General features: G+C 69.6%; 13 protein-coding genes. 7 read left to right on the top strand and 6 right to left on the bottom strand.

Annotated elements, in window-relative coordinates; translation table 11 throughout:
* Positions 1 to 68 precede the first annotated feature (68 nt).
* Complete coding sequence (locus KEG57_RS02105; RefSeq protein ID WP_272418317.1) at positions 69 to 2855, top strand: radical SAM protein; 2787 nt, start codon at positions 69 to 71, stop codon at positions 2853 to 2855.
* Between the two features lie 65 nt (positions 2856 to 2920).
* Here KEG57_RS02105 and KEG57_RS02100 read toward each other — a convergent pair whose 3' ends face one another.
* The 3 genes from KEG57_RS02100 to KEG57_RS02090 all read right to left on the bottom strand — a co-directional run bounded on the left by KEG57_RS02100 (position 2921) and on the right by KEG57_RS02090 (position 5305).
* Complete coding sequence (locus KEG57_RS02100; RefSeq protein WP_271927784.1) at positions 2921 to 3259, bottom strand: helix-turn-helix domain-containing protein; 339 nt, start codon at positions 3257 to 3259, stop codon at positions 2921 to 2923.
* Positions 3260 to 3846: 587 nt separating this feature from the next.
* Positions 3847 to 4383, bottom strand: coding sequence for a TlpA family protein disulfide reductase (locus KEG57_RS02095; RefSeq protein ID WP_272418318.1), 537 nt, complete (start codon positions 4381 to 4383; stop codon positions 3847 to 3849).
* A gap of 13 nt (positions 4384 to 4396) precedes the next feature.
* Positions 4397 to 5305 (bottom strand): hypothetical protein, encoded by a 909-nt coding sequence (locus KEG57_RS02090; protein ID WP_272418319.1) that lies wholly within the window; start codon positions 5303 to 5305, stop codon positions 4397 to 4399.
* 58 nt (positions 5306 to 5363) lie between these two features.
* Between KEG57_RS02090 and KEG57_RS02085 the strand changes: the two genes are divergently transcribed.
* On the top strand, positions 5364 to 6602 hold the full coding sequence (locus tag KEG57_RS02085; RefSeq protein ID WP_272418320.1) for an aminotransferase class V-fold PLP-dependent enzyme: 1239 nt from the start codon (positions 5364 to 5366) through the stop codon (positions 6600 to 6602).
* An 18-nt stretch (positions 6603 to 6620) separates the two neighbouring features.
* Here KEG57_RS02085 and KEG57_RS02080 read toward each other — a convergent pair whose 3' ends face one another.
* Together KEG57_RS02080 and KEG57_RS02075 are read right to left on the bottom strand one after the other, a co-directional pair.
* Positions 6621 to 9335, bottom strand: coding sequence for a TolB family protein (locus KEG57_RS02080; protein WP_272418321.1), 2715 nt, complete (start codon positions 9333 to 9335; stop codon positions 6621 to 6623).
* Between the two features lie 83 nt (positions 9336 to 9418).
* Complete coding sequence (locus tag KEG57_RS02075; RefSeq protein ID WP_272418322.1) at positions 9419 to 11155, bottom strand: sensor histidine kinase; 1737 nt, start codon at positions 11153 to 11155, stop codon at positions 9419 to 9421.
* A gap of 552 nt (positions 11156 to 11707) precedes the next feature.
* On the opposite strand from KEG57_RS02075, the gene KEG57_RS02070 reads away from it, so the two are divergent.
* Genes KEG57_RS02070 through KEG57_RS02060 form a run of 3 tightly spaced genes read left to right on the top strand, consistent with a single transcriptional unit; the run spans position 11708 to position 15599 of the window.
* Positions 11708 to 14062 (top strand): methyl-accepting chemotaxis protein, encoded by a 2355-nt coding sequence (locus tag KEG57_RS02070; RefSeq protein WP_272418324.1) that lies wholly within the window; start codon positions 11708 to 11710, stop codon positions 14060 to 14062.
* A gap of 46 nt (positions 14063 to 14108) precedes the next feature.
* Positions 14109 to 15077 carry an FHA domain-containing protein gene (locus tag KEG57_RS02065; RefSeq protein WP_272458050.1) on the top strand — a complete coding sequence of 323 codons (969 nt, stop codon included), beginning with the start codon at positions 14109 to 14111 and terminating at the stop codon, positions 15075 to 15077.
* Positions 15078 to 15137: 60 nt separating this feature from the next.
* Positions 15138 to 15599: a 1,2-dihydroxy-3-keto-5-methylthiopentene dioxygenase gene (locus KEG57_RS02060; protein WP_272418329.1), complete on the top strand. Its 462-nt coding sequence runs from the start codon at positions 15138 to 15140 to the stop codon at positions 15597 to 15599.
* Here KEG57_RS02060 and rnr read toward each other — a convergent pair.
* Positions 15596 to 17935, bottom strand: coding sequence for a ribonuclease R (rnr, locus tag KEG57_RS02055; RefSeq protein WP_272458049.1), 2340 nt, complete (start codon positions 17933 to 17935; stop codon positions 15596 to 15598). The two genes, KEG57_RS02060 and rnr, sit on opposite strands and share 4 nt — an antisense overlap.
* A gap of 129 nt (positions 17936 to 18064) precedes the next feature.
* Here rnr and KEG57_RS02050 point away from each other — a divergent pair, with 129 nt between their 5' ends.
* A complete protein-coding gene (locus KEG57_RS02050; protein WP_272418331.1) occupies positions 18065 to 19234 on the top strand; it encodes a vitamin K epoxide reductase family protein in 1170 nt (389 codons plus the stop codon).
* A 59-nt stretch (positions 19235 to 19293) separates the two neighbouring features.
* Positions 19294 to 20526: an adenosine deaminase gene (gene add, locus KEG57_RS02045; protein ID WP_272458048.1), complete on the top strand. Its 1233-nt coding sequence runs from the start codon at positions 19294 to 19296 to the stop codon at positions 20524 to 20526.
* The last annotated feature ends 176 nt before the right edge of the window (positions 20527 to 20702 follow it).

The raw sequence follows: 20702 nt of genomic DNA, 5'->3' as shown, positions 1-20702 counted from the left end.
CTACGGGCTTCCGGGCCCCGATGCGATCCTTGCCGCTCGTTCGCGAGGCGGGTGTGCCGCCCCTTTCCTTGTCTGCCCAAGATGCGCGCGGCGAAGGCGCGCTCCCGGCGGCCATCCTCAGCCTGCACAGCCACCGCGATCGGTCGTTCCTCGATGACGTGGGCCTGCACCACATCGCGGGCGCCATGCGCGCCGCGGGGCTTTCGGGCGACCTCGTCGTGGCGCACCTGCCGCGCGGCGCGGAGACGGAACCGAGCGCCGCCTGGGACGCGCTCGTCCGCGCGCTTCGCCCCTATCCGACGATCCTTTACGAGCGGCTCTGGAGCGCGGCGATCGTCACGCGGCTCGCCCGCGAATTGCCCGACGCCACGTTCGTCCGCCTCGTCGGCGAGCACGACCTCTCGGACGCGCCGGCGAACCACGTTTGTCCGGCAGAACCGAAGGCCGTGGTCGCGCTCCTCTCCGCGCTCGCGGGCCGCTCGGCGCCCAGCGAGCTGCCGCGTTATGCGCCGCTGCTCCGACCCGTGTACGCGACCGAGGACGCGCGCCCGCGGTTCCCGTCGTTTCCGATCACGGGCAACACGGGCTGCCCGTACCAGGCCGACGCGCGGGAAAACCCGCTTTATGCGGGCACGACGATCCCCGAAGGCGCGGGCCGCGGTTGCGCGTTCTGCACCACGGGCAACCATTACGAGCACAAGTCGCGCGACGAGGCGCTCGCCTGGGCCCTCGTCCAGCTCCGGTATCTGCGGGCGAACGCGCCGGAGATCCAGGCGCTCGTCCTGCGCGACCAGAACCCGTTTTATTACCTCACCGAGCTCGTCGAGGCGGCCGAGGCCGAAAAGCTCGGGCCCTTCACGCTGCTCATCGAGTCCCGCGCCGACTGGTGGCTCCAGAACACGGCCCGCTTCACGCGCGCGCTCGCGTCCGCGCGGCGCTCGTCGATCCGCCTCGCGCCTTTCCTCGTCGGCGTGGAGAACTTCTCCCAGCCCGAGCTCGATCGTTTCAACAAAGGCGCGACGCAGGAGACGCTCCTCCGCTTCCTCGAAGCGCTCCGCCGCTGGAACACCGAATACACGCCCGCGATGGACCTCTCGCACGCGGCCTTCGGCTTCATCCTGTTCACACCGTGGACCACGATGGACGACCTCCGGACAAACCTCGCGTGCATGAGGCGAACCGGCATGCACGAGCTCCGCGGCCACCTGCTCCTCTCGCGCGTGCGGCTTTATCCCGACACCGCGCTCTACTGGCTCGCCGAGCGCGACGGCCTGCTCGCCGACACGTACGACAGCCCCGAGGACGACGCGAGCGCGCGTTATGGGTATCTGCCCGCGCGGCCGTGGCGGTTCCAGGACAAACATGTGCACCGCGTCGCCGACCTCGCCGCCGCTTCGATCCGCCGAAGTGGGGGGCGCGACGAGCTCACGCTCTTCGAGACGCTGCTCGCGCTCGTCTCGTCCGCGGCCGATCCGGCGCTCCTTTCGGTCGACGACATCGAGCGCGCCATGGCCGCGAAGGGCCACGCGCGCGGGCGCGACGTGGCCGGGACGAACGGTGTCGTCTTTCGGGATCCGCCGAGCGTCGAGAACGAGGCGGCCGAGAAGAAACGCGCGCTCGCGCGGGTGCTCGTGAACGCGCCGTCGCTGCCCGTGGACCTGCCCGCGTTCGGGCTCGCGCTGCTCGACGTGAATGCGGACAAACATCACGTGGAGCTCGTGCTCGGCAAACGTGATCCCGTCGCGCGCCTCAGGCTCGGCTGGGACAAGGCCGCTGGCATTGCCACGGTGGAGGTTTGTCCGAGCGTACCCGAGGCCGCGCGATGGTCGAAGGCGTTCGAGGCGATGGCAGCGCGGCTCGTCGTGGCGACGACGAAAGAGCGATGGGAGCGCGCTTCGGCGATCGCAAAGGAGCTCACGCGGCTGCCCGTCGGCGTGCCGCTTGGCTTCTTCCGCCAGATCGTCGCCGGCGTCGAGCCGCTCGAAGGTATCGTGCGGACGGGCTTCGGTTGCAACCAGGACTGCGGCATGTGCTGGCAGGGCCGCGATTGGGGGCGCTACGGGCCCGAGCAGGTCGTTCGATGGATCGAGGACCTATGGACGGCCGGCGCGCGTTCGCTCATCGTCTCGGGCGGCGAGCCCATGCTCGACCCGGAGCTCATTCGTTATGTGGAGCGGGCGCGCGCGCTCGGTTTTACCGGGGTGACGCTCGAGACGAACGCCATCCAGGCGAGCAAGCCAGGGTATGCCACGCGCCTTGCGAACGCGGGCGTCACGCAAGCGTTTGTCTCGCTCCATAGCGGAGACGCGAAGGTGTCGGACGCCATCACGCGAGCGCCCGGCACGCACGAGCGTACCGTGCGGGGCATCCATGCGCTGCTCGACGCGGGCATCCCGATCGTGCTGAACGCCGTGACCACGGCCGAGGGCATCGATGAGCTCGGCGCGCTGCCCGATTTCATCCACGACACGTTCGGCCGCCATCCGAAGCTCCTGCACCTCATGATCTCGTACCCGACGATGCCGTTCGATCGTGCGCTCGTCCGGACGATCGTGCCGGATCCCGAGCGCCTGCGCACAGCGCTCCGCAAAGCGCTCGATCGCGCGTTTGTCCTGGGGATCGTGGTGCGCGGGCTCGATGGGCCGTGCGGCCCGCCGCTCTGCGCTTTCGACGCCGACGAACGGTTCATCTCGGGCAAACCCATCCCCGGGCCGGTCGAGTTTCGCCGGAAGGTCCCCGCGTGCGACCGTTGTGCCGTGAAATCGGCGTGCTTCGGCGTTCGGCACGTGGACGTCGAGCGCTTCGGGGAAACGTGTGTCACGCCGATCGAGATGCGTTCGTCGCGGTCGACCTAAAAAAATCGGGGCCACCTTTCAGGGCGGCCCCGATTTCGGGATCGGTCGAGATACGTGCGTCGGGATCAGCGTTTACGCAGACCGAGCTGCACCTGGAGCTGCCGGCGGAGCTTGCGGACCTGATCGGTAGGCAGCTTGCGAACGAGCTCCGCGGCGTGCGCGCGCTCGTCCTCCGCGGGGAAGGTCAGCAAGTAGAGCGGCGGCAGCGAGAGCCCCCGGGCGAGCCGGGAGATCGTCTGGATCGTGATGGCAGCGAGCCCGTGTTCGACGCTGGAAAGGTGTCCTTTTGACAGCTCGCTCGCGTCCGCGAGCTCGGCCAGGGACATGCCTCGTTCCAGACGAAGCTCACGGATGCGGCCACCCACCTGCGTTGCAAAAGGATCCGGTACGGTTCGTCGCGGCATGGCGTTTCTTTCGGGACGTCCTCACGGACGACCCCGCCGGCCCTCCTCGTGCCGGATCAAGTAAGTGGTTGATTGCTGAGCCTGGAACCTGGTTTGTCGTCGGGCGGGCGCAGGCCCCACGTCCACCCTGTTATGCTTTTGGGCGAGCACGACCCTACTATGCACTGTTCCGACGAACCTGGGCACTGGAAAATACGGTTTTATTGCAGTTACCAGCCCCGAGACACGTTTGTCATAGGAGCTAGTTGATGTAAGATGTGTTACATGTTGATGCATGCGCGCACGCTCCCCTCCCGAGGCGAACGGCTCGCCTCGAAGGCCGGCAGACACGCGCAAAACGCGAGCAACCACGCGCGTCTTCCCGGAGATCTCGATGATGCGGCGCGTGCACACGATGACGCGCCGGCGGCGATGACGTGATCGTTATGATCGGTTCGGCCGAACCCTCGCCCCCCACGAGCGAAGGACGCACCCAAAGCGACCCCCGCGGGCTTCGAGGGTTTCGTTCGAGACGCGAGGGGTGCGAAAAGAACGTAGCAGTCGGACAGACGCTTCCGCGTCGCCGGGGGCCGTGAATGGCGAGCGGTTCAGCCGGTAGGGCCAGCCGAGGCGCGCGGCAAGATGCGGCGGAGACGGGTCGCAATCTCCATGACGGCCGCCTCGCCCTTGACCGAGCCCTCGATGCGTCGATCCGAGGCGGTGCCGTCTTCGTTTGGCGCGACAAATAAGGGGATGAGCCGCGACGTGTAACCGGCGACCGCGAGCCGCTCGGCGTCACGATCGAGGTCGAACTCCAGGATCCGCAGGCGCGGAAAGATGTCGTCGAGCTCCCCCTTCTCGGCCGCGTGATGGAACCTTTGGCAGGGCTCGCACCACGTCGCGCCCACGTAGACGAGCAGATCTCGTCCGTCCTTGCGAGCGCGCTCGATCTCGCGCCGCACGGTCGTCGCGACGTCCTCCCCCTCGGTCGCACGGACCCACTCGACACGTCCCTTCGACGCGGCGGATGCAGCCGGCTTGGCTTCGGGCGTGGGGGTTTGGTCGTTCGAACATCCCATCGCGCCCAGGATCGCGGCCACGGAGAACAACAGCGCCGAATATTTCCACTTCGAGGCGGCCTTCATCCGTCGCAATGTATCAGCGCAGGAGCGAGACGCGGACAGGGGCTTTTCGGATCCCAGCGAGCGCGAGGGTGGCGTTGCGGATGAGGCGCTCGTTCGGCTCGAAGCGGAAGTGGAGGACGGCGCGGCCGCCACGTACGTCGAGATCGGGGATGTCGAAGGCGGCGACAGCGAGCAGCGCCTTGCGCACGGCGGGTCCGAACAGGCTCTTTGCGACGTCAGCCTCGGCTTCGATGAGGAACAAATCATCGAAACGTTCGTCCCCGACCTCCGCCTCGCGCACGAGGCCGATCGCCTTGCCGAGGCCATGCAAAAGCGTCTGGGGACGAATCCGTAATGGTGGTGTTCCAGCGGCGACGGAGGTTGCGATGAAGACGTGGACCTCGGCCGGGGTCTCGTTGGGGGAGTAGGCGATCTGGGTGAGGATCGAGAAGGGCGCGTCGTGCGCGTGGAAGCGGGCGCGATAGGCGTACGCGGTCTGTTTCTCGACCTCGGCGTTCTTGTCGAGCGCGAGCGCGGCAAGGCGTAGCCCTCGTTCGGCGGCGTCGCAGGTCTCGACGACGATGTCGGCCTTGAAGAGGTCGATGAAGGGGCGCAGCGAGCCCGAGAGCTGCGGATCGGGCGCTTCTTGGGGGAGCGCGCGTTGCTCGTCTTCGAGGTCTGGCGCGAGCTCGATCGCGCGGTCGAGGGCGTCGCGATAAACGAGGAACGTGGCCTCGGCGGCGAGGAGCTCGGCCTCAGTGTTCGCCGGCAAGCGCGCGCGGGCGCGGCCGTCGCGGAGGGTTTCGGCGAGCTTTCGAGGCAGGTGCTCGAAGAGCGCGTCGGTGAGCATGGTCTCGCGTTCCTCGACCTCGCTCGCGAGGTCCTGCACGCGGGCACGCAAGCCCTGCAGCGGATCCCGATAAGCACCGTCGTTGCCGCGCACGTCGTGACGCGAGCGTAACCTTGCCAGGAGGCCTTGGGGAGGGGCATCCTCTCGGCCCATGGGTCGCGTCGACGACGTCAAATTCACGGCAAAACTCGGCGATCGGGAGCATTTTCCGGATCTCGAGGCGCTCGTTTATTGCAACCACGCGGCCATCTCGCCGCCGTCCTGGCCCGTGCGTCGCGCGATGCAAAACGCGATCGCGGACTGGGGAAAGCGCGGGTCGCAAGCCTTCGGGACCTACGGGGCCCAAAGGTCGCGGCTGCGTGAGAAGATCGCGCGGCTCGTGGGCGCGTCGGCCGAGGAGATCGCGTTCGTCCCGAACACGTCGTCGGGCGTGACGGCGATCGCGCTGTCGTTTCCGTGGAAGCGCGGTGATCGGGTGATCCTGTTCGAGGGGGAGTTCCCGGCGAACGTGACGCCGTGGCTGCGCGCGGGGGAGCTCTTCGGCGTTACGCCGGTGTTCCTGCCGCTTTCGGATTTCCAGGAGAGCGACGAGCGAGGGCTCGGGCGGCTCGCGGAGGAGCTCGCGAAGGGCGCGCGGCTCGTGGCGGTGAGCGCGGTGCAGTTCCGGACGGGGCTCAGGATGCCGCTCGGGGAGATGGCGCGGCTCTGCCACACGCACGGGGCGGAGCTCTTCGTCGACGGGATCCAGGCGACGGGCGCGGTGCCGGTGGACGTGCGCGCGCTCGGCATCGATTACTGGGCCTCGGGCGGGCACAAGTGGCTGATGGGGCCCGAGGGGACGGGGATGCTGTACGTGCGGAAGGAGCGCGTGGAGGCGCTCGAACCGTACGTCGCCGGATGGCTGAGCCACGAGGACGCGGTGCGCTTCCTGCTCGAAGGGCCGGGGCACATGCGGTACGACCGGCCGCTCAAGAAGCGCGCGGACGTGTTCGAGGTCGGCTGCATCAACGCGATCGGGCTCGTGGGGCTCGAAGCAGCGGTGGATGTCGTGGACGAGCTCGGCGTGGAGAAGATTTACGCGCACGTGGTGCGCTGGGGCGATGCGGTGGAGGCGGGGCTCGTGGAGCGAGGTTTCACGAGTCTTCGTGCGGCCGAGGCGAACCGGCGGAGCGGGATCCTCGCGGTGTTGCCGCCAAAGGACATCGACGTGGTGGCGCTTCACCGCGCACTGCTCGGCCGCGGGATCAGCACGGCGATCCCGGACGGCGTGCTGCGGTTCAGCCCGCACTGGCCAAACAACGTGGACGAGGCGGAGCAGGTGCTCCTGTCGATGGAGGACGCGCTCGCCGAGCTCAGGGGCGCGCCGCGGCCGCGCTCGGATGATTGGTAATCAAACGATCGGTGAGAGCTAGGGCCAGCCGATCGTCATGAACCGGACGCGGCCGGTGCCGCCGATGGCGTCGTCGCCGAAGAAGAGCGAGGTGCCCTCGCGGCCGGCGAACGAGGGGGAGACGTCCGCGTTGGCGCCGCCCGTGAGCGTGACGAGGGCCTTGAGCGGGCCAGGCGGCGCGCCAGGCGAGAGCTCGAACGCGTCGAGGATCATGCTGTCGCGGAGCGCCGAGGTGAGGACGCCGCGGCACTTCGAAGGGCCGCACGCGAGGGCCACGGAGGTGACCGCGCTCTGCTCCTCGCCGCGCACGAGGCGAGAGCTGCCGGCGAGGGTGCCGCGCTCGTCGAGGATGGCGATGCGCACGCCCGCCTCGGTTTCTTCGGGCTTTGCGTCGTGGGCGGCTTCCTCGATCCACGCGACGACCACGCGATCGCCGGCGAGCGCGATCGTGGGAGAGCGCGAGTGCCCGGGGGACGTGTAGAGGCGCGTCTCGGGGCCGACCTTCTGCAGCGTGCGCGTGTCGAGGCGGACGACGTGGATGTCGCCGGCACCCTCGTCGGGGTTTCCGCGCGCGTCGGACCACACGAGGAAGGTCTCCTTGCCGCGCACCGCGATCTGCACCTCGGTGGAGTCGCCGGGGGCCTCGGTGATGCGTCGGTCCTGGACGACCTTGCGCAGCGTGCGATCGACGCGCGCGGCGTAAATCTCGGCGTTGCCGTCGCGCGTGTCGACCCACGCGACGATGAAGCCGTCGTCGGTGCTCTTGCCCGGATCCGACGGAGGCGCGTAGGCGACGGCGACATCGGAGACCTCGCTCGGGACGCCGTCCTTGCTCGGCTTGCGCGCGATCGTGGTGAGCGGTTTTTGCGCGAGTTTGTCGCCCTCGGGGCCGAGCTTGGCGATCTGGACCTGCGCTTCGTTCTTGTCGCGCGCGGCCCAGACGAGCGCGCTTTCTTCGGTTTTGCCGCCCGGCGCGGAGGCGATCGCGACGCCGCCGATCGAGAGCGCGCGGCGGGAGAGGATCTGGGTTTTTCCGGGAACACCGGCCGCGGAGACGGGTCGCACGCCGACGGTGGCGAGCGGGTCGTCCTTGCGGGCAGGTTTGCCGCCGGCGCCGTCGTTGTTGCCTTCGATGAAGTAGGTGACCCACGCAGCAAGCGAGCCGCCGGAGGGGCGTTCCGTCGCGGCCACGCGGGCGAGGTGTTCGCCGTCGTAGAGGGCCGTGACGCCGAGCGGGCGCGGCGGGGTGTCGTCGGGATCGCGCGAGGCCGGCGCGCGCCACGGGCTTTGCCGCACGGGCAAGCCGACCGCCGCGAGCGTCGCCGGGGAGCCCTCGTTCGCCGCGAGCGTGGTGCAAGCGCCTGCCTGGCAGGACAAACCTCGCGTGAGGTAGGGGATGCCGTCGCTCGTCGCGAAGGCCTCGGCGCGCACCGGCTCGGCGGCGCGGACCTGGAGGTCGGGGCCGAAGCGCACGAACGTGGGCCAGATCGGCGCGTCCTTGGGCAGCGGGCCCGGCTCGCTCGACGCGGGCGCGAGCGTGAGCGCGGCGAAGCCGTCGCCGTCGGCGATGATGTCGGGCGGGCCGCTCGCGCTGAACACGAGCGTGGTGCGCTCGGCGCCGAGCTTGCCGTCGGGGTCCATCGTGGCGAGGTGGATGAGGCGTCCATCGCGCGGCGATCGCAGGAGATCCTCCCACGCGAGCAGCGCGCGTTTGCCCGCGCCTCCGCCCGAGACGAGCGAGACGAGCGCCTGCTCGCCGACGGGCGTGGTGGCGCGCTTCGGAGGCGTGACGATCTTGCCGCCGGGCTCGACGGCCGCGACGTACACGCTGGAGTCGATGTTGCGCACGTCGGTCCAGCCGATGAGCGTGCGGCCGCCCGCGCGGCCCACGATGATGTCGTTCTGCGCCGTGGCCTCGGGGTTCACGACGACGGGCGCCGAGACCTTCCCGGTGAAATCGACGTCGGCGTAGAGCACGCGGCCCACGCGGCCTTGCTCGGCCTGGTTCTGCGCGCCGCCCGCGCCGGCGACGACGCTCGCGATCGCGGCGCCGCGATCGGTCGCGACGAGGTCCCAGCCGAGGGCGTCGTGGGCGAGGACGACGGCGGGGGAGGGGGTTTTTCCGGGCGTCACGGGCGCCGCGAGCACGTCGGAGTGATCGTCGCGAGGAACCTCCCAGACGACGAGCGCCGAGCTCGGACCCGCCACGATCTGGACCCAGCTCACCTCGTCGGCGGACTGCGCGATCGTGACGGGCGCGCCACGCGCGGCGCCCGTGGCGTCGAGCGAGAGCAGCTTCACCGCGGCGTTGCTCTTCATGCCCTCGACCCACGCGGCGAGGTAGCCGTCGCCGACGGCCTCGACCGTCGCGACGGGAATCTCCGCCGCGGCGGGTCCGATGTCGATGGGCTCGGCCGTCCTCGGCTTTCCATCCGGCCCGCAAAGGCGCGTGAAGAGCCGGCCGCGCGCGTCGTAAAAGACGAGCATGTCCTCGCCGCGTCGCGCGACGTACGGCGCCGCGTTCTCGTTGTCGAGCCGCGCGATCACGTACGAGGGCAAGAGCGCCGGGCCCGGGATCGCGGCGGCGGGCTTGGGGTTTGCCGTGGGGCGGAGCGTGGTCTTCGGGCGCGAGGTGCGGGACTGCTTCGGAGGCGCGCCGCCGCAACCCAGCACGAGCGACGAGAGAGCCACGAGCGAGAGGGCGAACCGAGCGCGTGCCGTCGAGCTTCGCATGGTCGGACCATGCCAGAGCCGATCGAGGCAGGCCAGCGCCGAAGGCCCGCTTTTCAGACCTGGAGCGGAATGACTCGAAAGGGTTAAACGCTCTTGTCGGGCCCCCGAAGCGTGGCCTCGATCGCGGGCGGTTTGTCGAGCAGCGGCGGGCCGGACACGGGGAGCCACACCTCGAAGACCGCGCCGCCCTTCATCGCCTCGCGGTACGTGATCTCGCCGCCGTGCTCGAACACGATGCGCTGGACGATCGCGAGGCCGAGGCCGGTCCCCTTCTCCTTCGTCGTCGCGTACGCCTCGAAGAGCCGCGGCACCATCTCCGCCGGTACGCCCGGGCCGTTGTCGCGCACGACGATGCGGACTTTGTTGTCCGGTTGTGGCCCGATCGTCACGAGCACACGCGGGTCCGGACGCACGGCGCTCGCCGCGTCGAGGCCGTTCTGGATCAGGTTGGTCAAGACCTGCACCATCTGATCCCGATCAGCCATCACGTTCGGGATCGGCTCGGACGAAAGGTCGACCCGCCGCGTCCCCGTGCGCTCGACGCCTTCGCCCGCCGAGGCGTGCAGCGTGACCACGCCCTTCGCCACGGAGACGAGATCGATCGGCGCGGGGTTCGGCGGGGGCAGGCGCGCGAAGCGGGTGAACTCCGTGACGATGTTCGCGATCCGGTGGACCTCTTGAAGGACCGTGACCGTCGCCTCCTCGAAGTACTCGTCGAAGGCTGGATCTTCGCGGGCACGGAGCCTGCGGAGCGTCTCGACGGCGGCACGGATCGGGGCGAGCGGGTTCTTGATCTCGTGCGCGATCTGCCGCGCGACCTCGCGTTGCGCGGCGATGCGTTCCGTCGCGGCGAGGCGCCTGCGGATCGCGGCGAGCTCGGCGATCGTGCGGTTCCAGGCGTCGGCGAGGTCCGAGAGCTCGCGGCCCCCGCGCCCCTTCACCGTGCGCGGCGCGCCGGCCACGACCTCGCGCGTCTCGCGGGCGAGCTCGACGAGCGGTCGCGAGAGGCTTCGCGCGAGGACGAACGCGATCGCGAGGCCGAGGACGAGCGCGACGGAGCCGGCGAAGAGCATCGCGCGATCGAGCTTCGCGAGCGCGCCGTGGAGCTTGTCACGCGTGGCGATGGCGACGACGCGCAGGCCCGGGACCTCGGCGACGTCGATCGGACGGACGACGGCGTCGCCCGTCCCCTTCGCGCGATCCGGCCCTTCGACGCGCAGCTCGACGCCGTGCGAGGCGCCGATGCGCTCGAGGATCTTGCCGACGCGGCGCGCGCCGACGAGCCCGACCTCGACGCCGCCGCCCGAGCGCGCGCAGTGCACTTCGAGCGAGGCCTCGCCGCCCTTCGGATCGGGGCGGAGACGCGGCGCGCCGCCCGCCGGCGATCGCAAAAGCTTCGCGAGCTCGGGGGCCTTCGTGCCCGTGAGCGAGACATCCGAGGCGGCCAGGATCAGGCCCTTGTCCGTGACGAGCACGAGGTCGTCGAGCCCGAGCGCGCGCGCTTGATCCGGAACGAAATGCCGCATCGAGATGCGCGCATCCGACTCGAGCGCGGACTCGTCCCCCCGCGCGCGTTCGAGCAAGAGGTGCGCTTTGTCCACGAACGTATCGTGCGCGCAGAGCGGCCCGAGCAAGCCTTCGAGCGCGCGCGCTTCCCTCGCGAGCTCGCGACGAACGCCCACCGCGGCGGCCTCGATCCGGTCCTCGAAATCGCTCTCGATGATCTGACGCGAGGCGTCGCGCAGCGACAGACCCACGAGCGCCGCGGCGAAGATGGCGACGAGGCCGAAGGCGAGGAGCAGCCGGGCAGCGAGGGTCACAGGCGACGAGGCGTTGAAAGGGCCCGCATCATAAGCGCACCGGCGCTCTCGCGCCGCAACGTCCCTTGCGAGCGAGACTTCGCGTGGGCGAAAAATTCTCCACCCACGCCGTAGGGTGTCCAGGCCTGCCGACGTTCACCGAGTTCGGGGTTCCGAACATCAGCACATGGAGGTTCTTCCATGAGGAGACTCGTCGGCTTGCTGCTTCTTTCCGGGATGCTTGTGGGATGCGGCACGTTCATCGGCTCGAACGACCGTGCCCCGACCCGCAGACCTCCGCATCGTCGCGGATACGACAAGCCCTTCGGGACGTCGCCGGACTACAGCACGCCGGCGAAAAACGGCGCGGGGCAGGGGGATTCTCGGCGGACGGGCGGCGAGGGGGCCGAGGGGAGGGGCGGGTCCTAGGCCTCGATCGCGAGGAAATGATCCCTCTCCTTGCACCCGAGGCCCCGGCGCTCTTAACCTCGGCGAGCGTTCGCGTGTCGGCTCGGGCCTGCCTCTCGGCCGGAGCATCGTCCGACCCGCGCCACCCGCAAGCCGCTTCAGACCATGAACTCAAGGCAGCTCGGCCCCCCCGCCGTCGTCCTCGTCGCCGCCGTTCTCTTCGGCATCGGAACCAAGTCCTTCCTCAAGGACTTCACGTCCGAGCTCTTCTACCTGATAGGCCTCGTCGCCGCGGGCGCGGTCTTCGTCGCCAGCGCGTCCCAGGGCGCGAACGTCAAGCTCGGCGGGCTTGTCGACGCGCTGAAAGCCGCAGCCCGCGGCAAGAAGCCGGCGCTGCCCGAAGGCGTGACCGGAGAGCTCGCGGACGTCTACGAGGAGATCCAGCGTCTCTCGAAGAAGACCGCGGAACTCAATGAAGAGGTCGCGAAGCTCGAGCAGAACGCAGGCACGAGCAGCGTGAACGTCGACGAGGTGATCGAAGCCCTCGGTCGCGCCGCGGCTGGCGAGCGTCTGCGCGCTCCGGCCGGCGCGAAGCCCGACATGGCGCGCATCTACGCGGAGCTCTCGGGCGTCTCCGAGGTGGTCCGCGACGCGACGAAGGATGCGGACAAGAAAGTCCAGTTCGCCGAGGAGCGCGCGAACGTCGCGGAGCAACGCGCCGGCAGCGCCGAGCAGCGCCTCCAGTCGCTCGAGGCGCGGATCTCGGCCGCCGAGTCGCGCGCGATCGCCGCGGAGCAAGGGCTCGCCGCCGCCGAGCAACGCGCGCAGACCGCCGAGCAGCGCGAGACCCAGCGCCGCAGCGAGCTCACCGAGACGCTCGCGAACGTCGAGGCCGACGTCATCGACGCGGTCCAGCGCGTCGCCGAGGGCGAGCGCGTTCGTCCCCCGCCCGGTGCGAAGCCGGAGGTGGCCCGCATCTTCATGGAGCTCGCGTCGATCGGCGATCGCCTGACCCAGGCCGAGCAGCGCGAGCAGAAGCGCCGCGCCGAGCTCGCCGAGGCGATGCAGATCCTCGAGGGCGAGATCGTCAACGCCGTGCAGCGCGCCGGCGAGGGCGAGCGTGTTCGTGCGCCGGTGGGCGCGAAGCCCGAGGTCGCGCGGATCTACATGGAGCTCGCGTCGATCGGCGAGCGTCTCGCGGGCTCGGAGCAGCGCGAGCAGAAGCGGCGCGCGGAGCTCGGCGAGGCCCTCGGCGTCATCGACGAGTACCTGCCGCGGCTCGGCGACGGCCTCGGCACCGTGCTCACCTCGGCCGAGCAGGCGACGGCGCACGCGCGCGACATCAACGCCTCCCTGTCGACCTTCTCGCAATCGATCGAGATGCTCGCGACGAGCGCCGAAGAAAGCTCGTCGAGCATCCTCGAGATGACGGCGACGAGCGACGAGGTCGCCGAGAACGTCGGTGAGCTCGCGGCGAGCGTGCGCGAGACGGTCTCCTCGATCGAGGAGATGGCCTACTCGATCCGCGAGGTCGCGAAGAACGTCGACGGCCTGTCGCTGACGGCCGAAGAGACGAGCTCCTCGATGAACCAGATGGACGTGTCCATCGACCAGGTTCAGTCGAACGCGAACGAGACGGCGCGTCTGTCCGAGGAGGTCGCCATGGACGCCGAGAAGGGCGCCGAGGCGATCCTGAAGACGATCAGCGAGATCTACCGCATCAAGGAGTCGAGCCAGGAGGCCGTGAGCGTCATCTCGAACCTCGGCTTCCGCATCGAGGCGATCGGCCAGATCCTCGCCGTCATCGACGACGTCGCCGAGCAGACGAACCTGCTCGCGCTGAACGCCGCCATCCTCTCGGCCCAGGCCGGCGAGCACGGCAAGGGTTTTGCGGTCGTCGCCGACGAGATCAAAGAGCTCGCGGATCGCGCGGGCGGCAGCACCAAGGAGATCGCGGACCTCATCAAGACGATCCAGGCCGAGTCGAAGAACGCGATCGCCGCCGTCGAGCGCGGCGCGCACAACGTCGACCGCGGCGTGGAGGTCTCGAACGAGGCCGAGCGCGCGCTGAAGAAGATCCTCGACAGCTCGCAGAAGAGCACGAACATGGTGCGCGCCATCGCGCGCGCCACGGTCGAGCAGGCCAAGGGCTCGAAGCAGGTCACCGACGCGATCGGCCGCATCGCCGAGACCGTGCAGCAGATCGCCGCGGCCACGGCCGAGCAGGCGCGCGGCTCGGAGCTCATCATGAAGAGCGCCGAGAAGATGCGCACGATCACGCAGCACGTGGAGCGCTCGAGCCAGGAGCAAGCCCGCGGCGGTCGTCAGATGACGAGCTCGATCGAGCAGATCTCCGCGATGGTCAACAACCTGAACGCCTCGCAGCGCAACCAGAACCGCGGCTTCGAACAGCTCCTCGACGCCTCCAAGAAGATCGAGGAGGCGGCGCGTATTCAGGAGCAGACGATGCGCCAGCTCGGCAACGCCGTGGAGCGCGTGCGCCGGAGCATCGGCGCCTAGCGGCACGCGCGGCGAAGCCTTCCGCCGCGCGTTCGCCCGAGGATTCATGGCAGTCACGATCACGGTGCGGACGGGGGAAACGAGCGAGGAGCTCTCGCTCACCTTCGACATGCCGCGCGTGTTCATCGGCCGCGGCGAGGGCGCAGACCTCCGCCTCCCCGACCCCAGCGTCAGCCTCCGTCACGCCTCGATCCGGCAACGCGGCCACGAGTACGTGATCGTCGACGAGGGGAGCACGAACGGCACGGCCCTCGGCTCCGTGCTCCTGCCGCCGCAATCGCCACGCGTCCTCCGATCCGGAGAGCTCTTCCGCCTCGGCCGCGTGTGGCTCGAAGTGAAGATCGATCCGCTCGCGACCGCACGCGCGACGCCCGCGACGACGAAGGCGCTCGCACTCGAGCTCGTCACACGTGGGCTCGCCGCGCAGGGCGAGGACGCGGGCCCGAGGCTCGTCGTCGTCTCGGGGCCCGACGAAGGCAAGACGCTCGCGCTCACGGACGCGGGCAGGCGTTACGTGCTCGGCCGCGCGCGCGAGGTCGACCTCCCGCTCGACGATCCGGAGACCGCGTTCCGGCACGTCGAGGTGGGCCTCAAGGGCGAACACCTGCTCGTGCGGGACCTCGGCGCGAAGGCCGCGTTGCTCGAAGGCGCGCCGCTCGGCGCGACGGACGTCGCCTGGCGTGCCGGACAAACCCTCGCCATCGGCCGCAACGCCCTCGTGTTCGTGTATCCGGCAGCCGAGGCGCTCGCGGAGCTATCGCGGTGCGCGGACGAGCCGATGCGCCCCGAGGACGCGCCTCCGCCGCCCGTCGCGGAGGACGACACGCCTTCCGCGGCTGCCGCGCCCGAGCCCACGCCCGCCCCGGAGGACGCCTCGCGCCCGCTTCGGCCCGAGCGATCTGCCACGCCGGCGCCCGAGTCTGGCTGGAGTCTCACCGACGGTGTGGTGCTCGTCTTTGCGGCCTGCGTCCTCGTGCTCAGCGTCGTCGGGTTCTTCTGGTTGATCCGGCGTTAGGTGCTTGACGCCGCGACTCCGTGCGGGCCGGATGAAACGAGCGGCCGGACGGAGGTTTGGATGCAAGCGGTGTGGATGAGCCCGAGCGAGCGCGTGTGCAGCCCCGAGGAGCTGCGGGCCGAGGGGATCCTCGCCGAGGCGTTCGATCCACGGTCGATGCAGCCGTTCGTCGATCGCATCTGCGCCGAGCGTGGTTTCACCAAGCAGGACGACGTCCGGCTCAGCGTGGCGAACCCGCGCGACGAGGCGACCATCGCGCGCGAAATCGATGAGCATCTGCACCTCATCGCCGAGGTGCGGCTCTTCCTCGAAGGTGAGGGCGTCTACGACGTCCGCGCGACGGACGAGCGCTGGGTGCGGATCTGGGTCGGCCCCGGCGACGCGCTCGTGATCCCGGAGAAGCGTTATCACCGCTTCCTGCCGAGCGCGCAGACGTCGCTCCGCTACCTGCAGCCTTACGCGGAGCGCGGGGGCCTCTCGCCGCTGTATCGCGCGTCGAGCGAGGATACCCGCGCCGGCTAGTGCCGCGTCTTCTTCGTCTTCGCGACTTTTTTCGTCTTTGTCTTCTTCGGCCCGTTCGTGCCGCCGCGCGTGAGGCGACCTTTCGCCTCGGCCTTCGTCACCTTGCCACGGGCGCGTTTGTCTGGGCCGTTCGTCGACGCCGTGCGGCGGACCTTGCGGGGCCTCGCCTCGGACACGCCTTCCTCGTCCACCGCGATCACGCGCCTTCCGTAGATCGAGCGGCGCAGCACGGCGACGTCCTCGATCTGCACGAGCATCGTGTCGCCGAGCTTGATCTGCTCGCCGCTGCGCGTGCCCGTCACGTAGAGGCCCGTCTCGTCGACCTCGTAGCCGTCGGGGCCGAGGGCATCGAGCCGCACGAGCACGTCCACGAAGGGGTTGTCGATCGCCACGAACAGGCCCGTGCCCACGACGGCCGTCACCGTGCCTTCGTAGATCTCACCGATGTGCGAGCGCATGTAGAGCGCGCGGTAGAGGTCGACCACCTCGCGCTCGATGTCCATCCCGCGGCGCTCGCAGTCGGACGCGGTCGACGCGGCGAGGCGTAGTTTTTCCTCGGCCTCGGGGCTCGTGTCGATCCGCTCTCTCTGGAGCAGCGCGCGCACCATCCGGTGCACGACGAGGTCCGGGTAGCGGCGGATCGGCGAGGTGAAGTGCAGGTACGCCGTCGACGCGAGGCCGAAGTGTCCGCCGTTGTTCACGTCGTAGACGGCCTGCTTCATCGCGCGGAGCAGCAGCGAGTGCAGCACCTGCTTCTGCGGGTGGTTCGCGATGCGCTTCAGGAACGTCGAGAGCTTCTTCGGATCCGAGGCGTCTTCGAGCTCGAAGCCCACGTCGAGCGTCTCGCACATCGTGACGAAGCGCTCGAGGCGCTCGGGGTTCGGCGGCGCGTGCACGCGGAAGATCCCCGGCACGTTGCGGGTCACGAGCTCGCGCGCGACCGTCTCGTTCGCGAGCAGCATCAGCTCCTCGATGAGCTCGTAGGCCTTCTTCACGCCCGGATCGTGGGCGCGCTTTTCCACGTCGAGCGGCGCGCCCGTTTCCAGATCGAGCACGACCTTCGCCTCGGGCAGATCAAAATCGAGTGCGCCGCGCCGCATGCGCCGCGCGCGGAGCAGCCGCGAGAGCTCCCACAACACCGCGAGGTCCTCGCGCATCGCTTCCGCGTCGGGGTTTGCCACCGCGTGCTTGGCGAGCCCGAGCGCGCGCGCCACGGACGGGTACGTGAGAGCCGCGCGCGAGCGCATGAAGCCTTCGAAGATACGCGCGTGCGTCACGGTCCCGGTCGGGTCGAGGTCGATCTCCACGCACAAGCACAGGCGCGTGACATTCGGCACGAGTGAGCACAGGTTCGAGGAGAGCGCGCGCGGCAGCATCGGGATCGCTCGATCCGGCAGATAGATCGAGTTGCCACGCGTCATCGCGCTCTCGTCGAGCGCGGTCCCGAGCCGCACGTAGTGCGACACGTCGGCGATCGCGATCCACGCCCGATACGAGCCGTCTTCCTTCCGCACGGCCCAGACCGCGTCGTCGTGATCACGCGCGTCTTCCGGGTCGATCGTCGGCAGCGGCAGGTGCGTCAGATCCTCGCGGCCGGCGAGCGCCTCGTGCGGCACCTCGTCGCCGTACGCCTCCGCTTCCGCGATCGCCTCGGCCGGATGCTCCTCCTCGATCGCCTCGCGCACGAGCACCTTGGCGACCTCGACGTTCGGATCACCGGGCACGCCGAGCACGGCTTCGAGCACGCCCTCGGGGTTCTCGTCGGGCAGCTCCGGGAAGCGCGTGATCGTGGCGACGGCGGCGAGCCCGTCTTCGAGCTTCGTGCGCGGCTCGGATTTCAGGACGATCGGGCCACGCAGCCGCGAATCGTCCGGCTCGATCCACACGCTGCGCCCGCGCTTGCGCAAGACGCCCGCGACGCGCGTCGTCTTGCGTTTCACGACGCGCACCACCTCGCCCTCGATGCCTCGGCGCGACGTCGTCACCACGCGGATCGCCACGGTGTCGCCGTGCAGCGCGCCGGCCATCGCCTCGGGCGGCACGTACACGTCGTCGGGCAGATCGAGCACCGTGACGAACCCGAAGCCGCGCGGGTTCACGTTCAGCGTCCCCTCGTACTCCTTGGCGCGCCGCTCCTCGCGGGCGCGTGCGAGGCGGAAGCGCTGGCCTGGCAAGGCCACGACACTTCCGTCCCAGCAGAGGTCGTCGAGCACGCGCCGCAGCGGCTCGTAGGCGCCTTCCGTGAGGCCGAGCCGGCTGGCGATCTCGTGGATGTGCAGGGGGCGACTGTGCTCGGCGAGCACATCGGCGATGGTTACGCGGCCGATCGACGTCATGGGTCGTGGAGCCCGGAGGCCGGACTTCCCCTCCTGTTCGCGTTTTTGGGCACGCGCTGGGCGGTTTCCTAGCATGTCCCGAACCAAAGCCGGCTGCGAAAGGACGGCGCTTGTGCGAAACATGAGCCGATGCGCACCTTGCCCGTCCTCTTGCTCCGTTTGCCTCTGCTCGTCGCGATCGCCGCTTCCGCCGCGCTCGTCGTCGAGTACACGAACGCGGGCGATCCCGCGTTCTGCGGCGTGACGTCGGGCTGCTTCGCGGTGCGCATGTCCCCCTGGTCGCGCCTGTTCGGCCTCGCCCCGCTGCCGAGCCTCGGCCTCGCGGCCTACGCGCTTCTCTTCGGGCTGACCCTCGTCGCTCGGCGCAAATCGCAGCACGTGCTCGTCGCGTCGCTCGCCGTGCCCGGTGGCCTCTTCGCGGCCTTCCTCCTGTGGCTGCAAAAGACCGAGATCGGCGCGTTCTGCGCGTGGTGTGTCGCCGTCGACCTCTCCGCGATCGTCGCGGCGTTGGCCTCGGTGTGGGTCGCTCTCCGCGCGTGGAAGGACGAAGGCAGCGTCCTCTTGCCGCAACGCAGGTCCGTCACGACGGCCTGGGTCACGGCCGCGATGCTCGCGGTGCTCGTGCCTTTCGTCTGGGGTCGATACCCCGTCGAGCCGCCGCTGCCCGCGGCCATCCAGACCGCGAGCACGCCGGGCAAGGTCACGATCATCGGGTTCACCGACTTCGAGTGCCCCTTCTGCCGGCGCATGCACCCCGTGCTGCACGGCGTCGTCGAGAAGTACGGCGACCGCGTGACGCTCGTGCGCAAGATGATGCCGCTCTCGGGCCACCCGGGCGCCGAGCCCGCGGCGCTCGCCTACCTCTGCACGCCTCTCCCGAAGCGCGAGATCGTCGCCGACGAGCTCTACGCGGCCGAGCCCGAAGAACTCACGCACGAAAAGATCCCGAAGCTCCTCGCGCAGAAGGCGGGCCTCGACGCGGACGTCCTCGCGGGCTGCATGAAGGCGCCGGAGACGAGGGCCGAACTAGAGCGGGACAAAAAACTCTTCGAGGACCTCGGCGGCCGTGGTTTGCCGTTCACGTTCGTCGGCAAGCGCGTGGTGCTCGGGTTCAACCCGGACCGCGTCGAGATGGCCATGACGCAGGAGCTCGGGGGTCCGCGCTTGTCGCTGCCGCTCTGGGGCATGTTCGTCGTGCTCGGCGTGGCGTTCCTCCTCGCGGTGCTCGTCACGCTGATGACGCCGGTGGGCGACCCGGACGGAGACGCGCCGCGCAAGGACCGCTCGCCCTCCGCGTGACCCTTGCTGGCCGGGCGGATCGGCCTCCCCTCGCGGCGCCGTCCGTGTAACACTTCACCATGGATACAGATACAGCGACCGGCGGCGTAAGTACGCTGCCGCTCGAGTTCTTCCAGCAGCTTCCGAAGACGGACCTTCACGTCCATCTCGACGGCTCGCTGCGACTCGAGACGATCATCGACCTCGCCAAGAAACACGGCGTCGAGATGCCGTCGTACGACCCGGCAGAGCTCCGGCGCGCGATGCGGCTCGGCCAGAACACGGGTTCGCTCGTCGAGTACCTCAAGGCCTTCGACGTCACGCTGCGCGTCTTGCAGACCGAGGACGCGCTCTTCCGCTGCGCTTACGAGCTCGCCGAGGACGCGGCGCGCGAGAACGTCCGCTACATGGAGGTTCGTTACGCGCCGATGCTCCACACGCGGCTCGGGCTCAAGCTCACGAGCGTCGTCGAGGCGGTGCTCGCGGGCCTGCGCGCCGCGCACGACAACCTCGGCATCGAGAGCGCGGTCATCGTGTGCGGCATCCGCAACATCTCGCCGCACTCCTCGCTGGAGATGGCCGAGCTCGCGGTGGCGTACAAGAACCGCGGCGTCGTCGGCTTCGACCTCGCCGGCGCCGAGTACGACAACCCCGCCAAGCACCACAAGGCCGCCTTCCAGCTCGTCCGCGACAACAACATCAACTGCACGATCCACGCGGGCGAGGCGTACGGGCCCGAGTCGATCGCGCAGGCGATCCACGTCTGCGGCGCGCATCGCATCGGCCACGGCTGCCGCCTGCGCGAAAACGGCGACCTTTTGCATTACGTGAACGACCACCGCATCCCGCTCGAAGCCTGCCCGTCGTCGAACGTGCAGACCGGCGCGGTGCGTGATCTCGCGTCGCACCCGCTGAAGCTCTATTACAACCTGGGCCTGCGCGTCACGGTCAACACGGACAACCGGCTCGTCACGGACACGACGGTGTCGAACGAGCTTTGGCTCTGCCACACGAAGATGGGCATGTCGCTGAAGGACATCAAGACGATCCTCGTCTCGGGGTTCAAGAGCGCGTTCATGCCGTTCCACATCAAGCAGTCGTATCTCCGGCGCGTGACCGAGGAGCTCGAGCGGTTCCAGCCGGATGGGCGCATCCTGCCGGCGCGCAAGCCCGAGTCGTCGCGGAGCGAGCAGGAGACGTGGCTGCCGCGCGGCGTGCTGCCGCCGGTGAGCTTCGACGTGCAGAAGCCCGCGAGCGACGTTTCTCCGGTGCACGCCGCCGTCGAGCGCGCCATCGAGGACGGCGCGAACTGACACCCCGATCCGCGCGGACCGTACACACGGCCCGCGCGGCGTCTTTCGCCTGCTCTCCCCTCCAAACCATCCCCGCGGATTGCGCTGTCGGAACCAGGAGCGCCGAAACATTCGCCGTTCGCGGCGGACGGGCGCTGTTCGGCCATGGGACGAGCAGGCGAGCGACAGCGCGGGGA

It is taken from the genome of Polyangium jinanense (assembly GCF_028435365.1).
This window is presented reverse-complemented; position numbering and strand designations above follow the sequence as displayed.

What these genes read in the sequence shown, in the direction of transcription:
- KEG57_RS02100 (WP_271927784.1), bottom strand. Translation starts at nt 3,259, where the DNA reads ATGCCGCGACGAACCGTACCGGATCCTTTTGCAACGCAGGTGGGTGGC.
- KEG57_RS02095 (WP_272418318.1), bottom strand. Translation starts at nt 4,383, where the DNA reads ATGAAGGCCGCCTCGAAGTGGAAATATTCGGCGCTGTTGTTCTCCGTG.
- KEG57_RS02085 (WP_272418320.1), top strand. Translation starts at nt 5,364, where the DNA reads ATGGGTCGCGTCGACGACGTCAAATTCACGGCAAAACTCGGCGATCGG.
- KEG57_RS02080 (WP_272418321.1), bottom strand. Translation starts at nt 9,335, where the DNA reads ATGCGAAGCTCGACGGCACGCGCTCGGTTCGCCCTCTCGCTCGTGGCT.
- KEG57_RS02070 (WP_272418324.1), top strand. Translation starts at nt 11,708, where the DNA reads ATGAACTCAAGGCAGCTCGGCCCCCCCGCCGTCGTCCTCGTCGCCGCC.
- KEG57_RS02065 (WP_272458050.1), top strand. Translation starts at nt 14,109, where the DNA reads ATGGCAGTCACGATCACGGTGCGGACGGGGGAAACGAGCGAGGAGCTC.
- KEG57_RS02060 (WP_272418329.1), top strand. Translation starts at nt 15,138, where the DNA reads ATGCAAGCGGTGTGGATGAGCCCGAGCGAGCGCGTGTGCAGCCCCGAG.
- rnr (WP_272458049.1), bottom strand. Translation starts at nt 17,935, where the DNA reads ATGACGTCGATCGGCCGCGTAACCATCGCCGATGTGCTCGCCGAGCAC.
- KEG57_RS02050 (WP_272418331.1), top strand. Translation starts at nt 18,065, where the DNA reads ATGCGCACCTTGCCCGTCCTCTTGCTCCGTTTGCCTCTGCTCGTCGCG.
- add (WP_272458048.1), top strand. Translation starts at nt 19,294, where the DNA reads ATGGATACAGATACAGCGACCGGCGGCGTAAGTACGCTGCCGCTCGAG.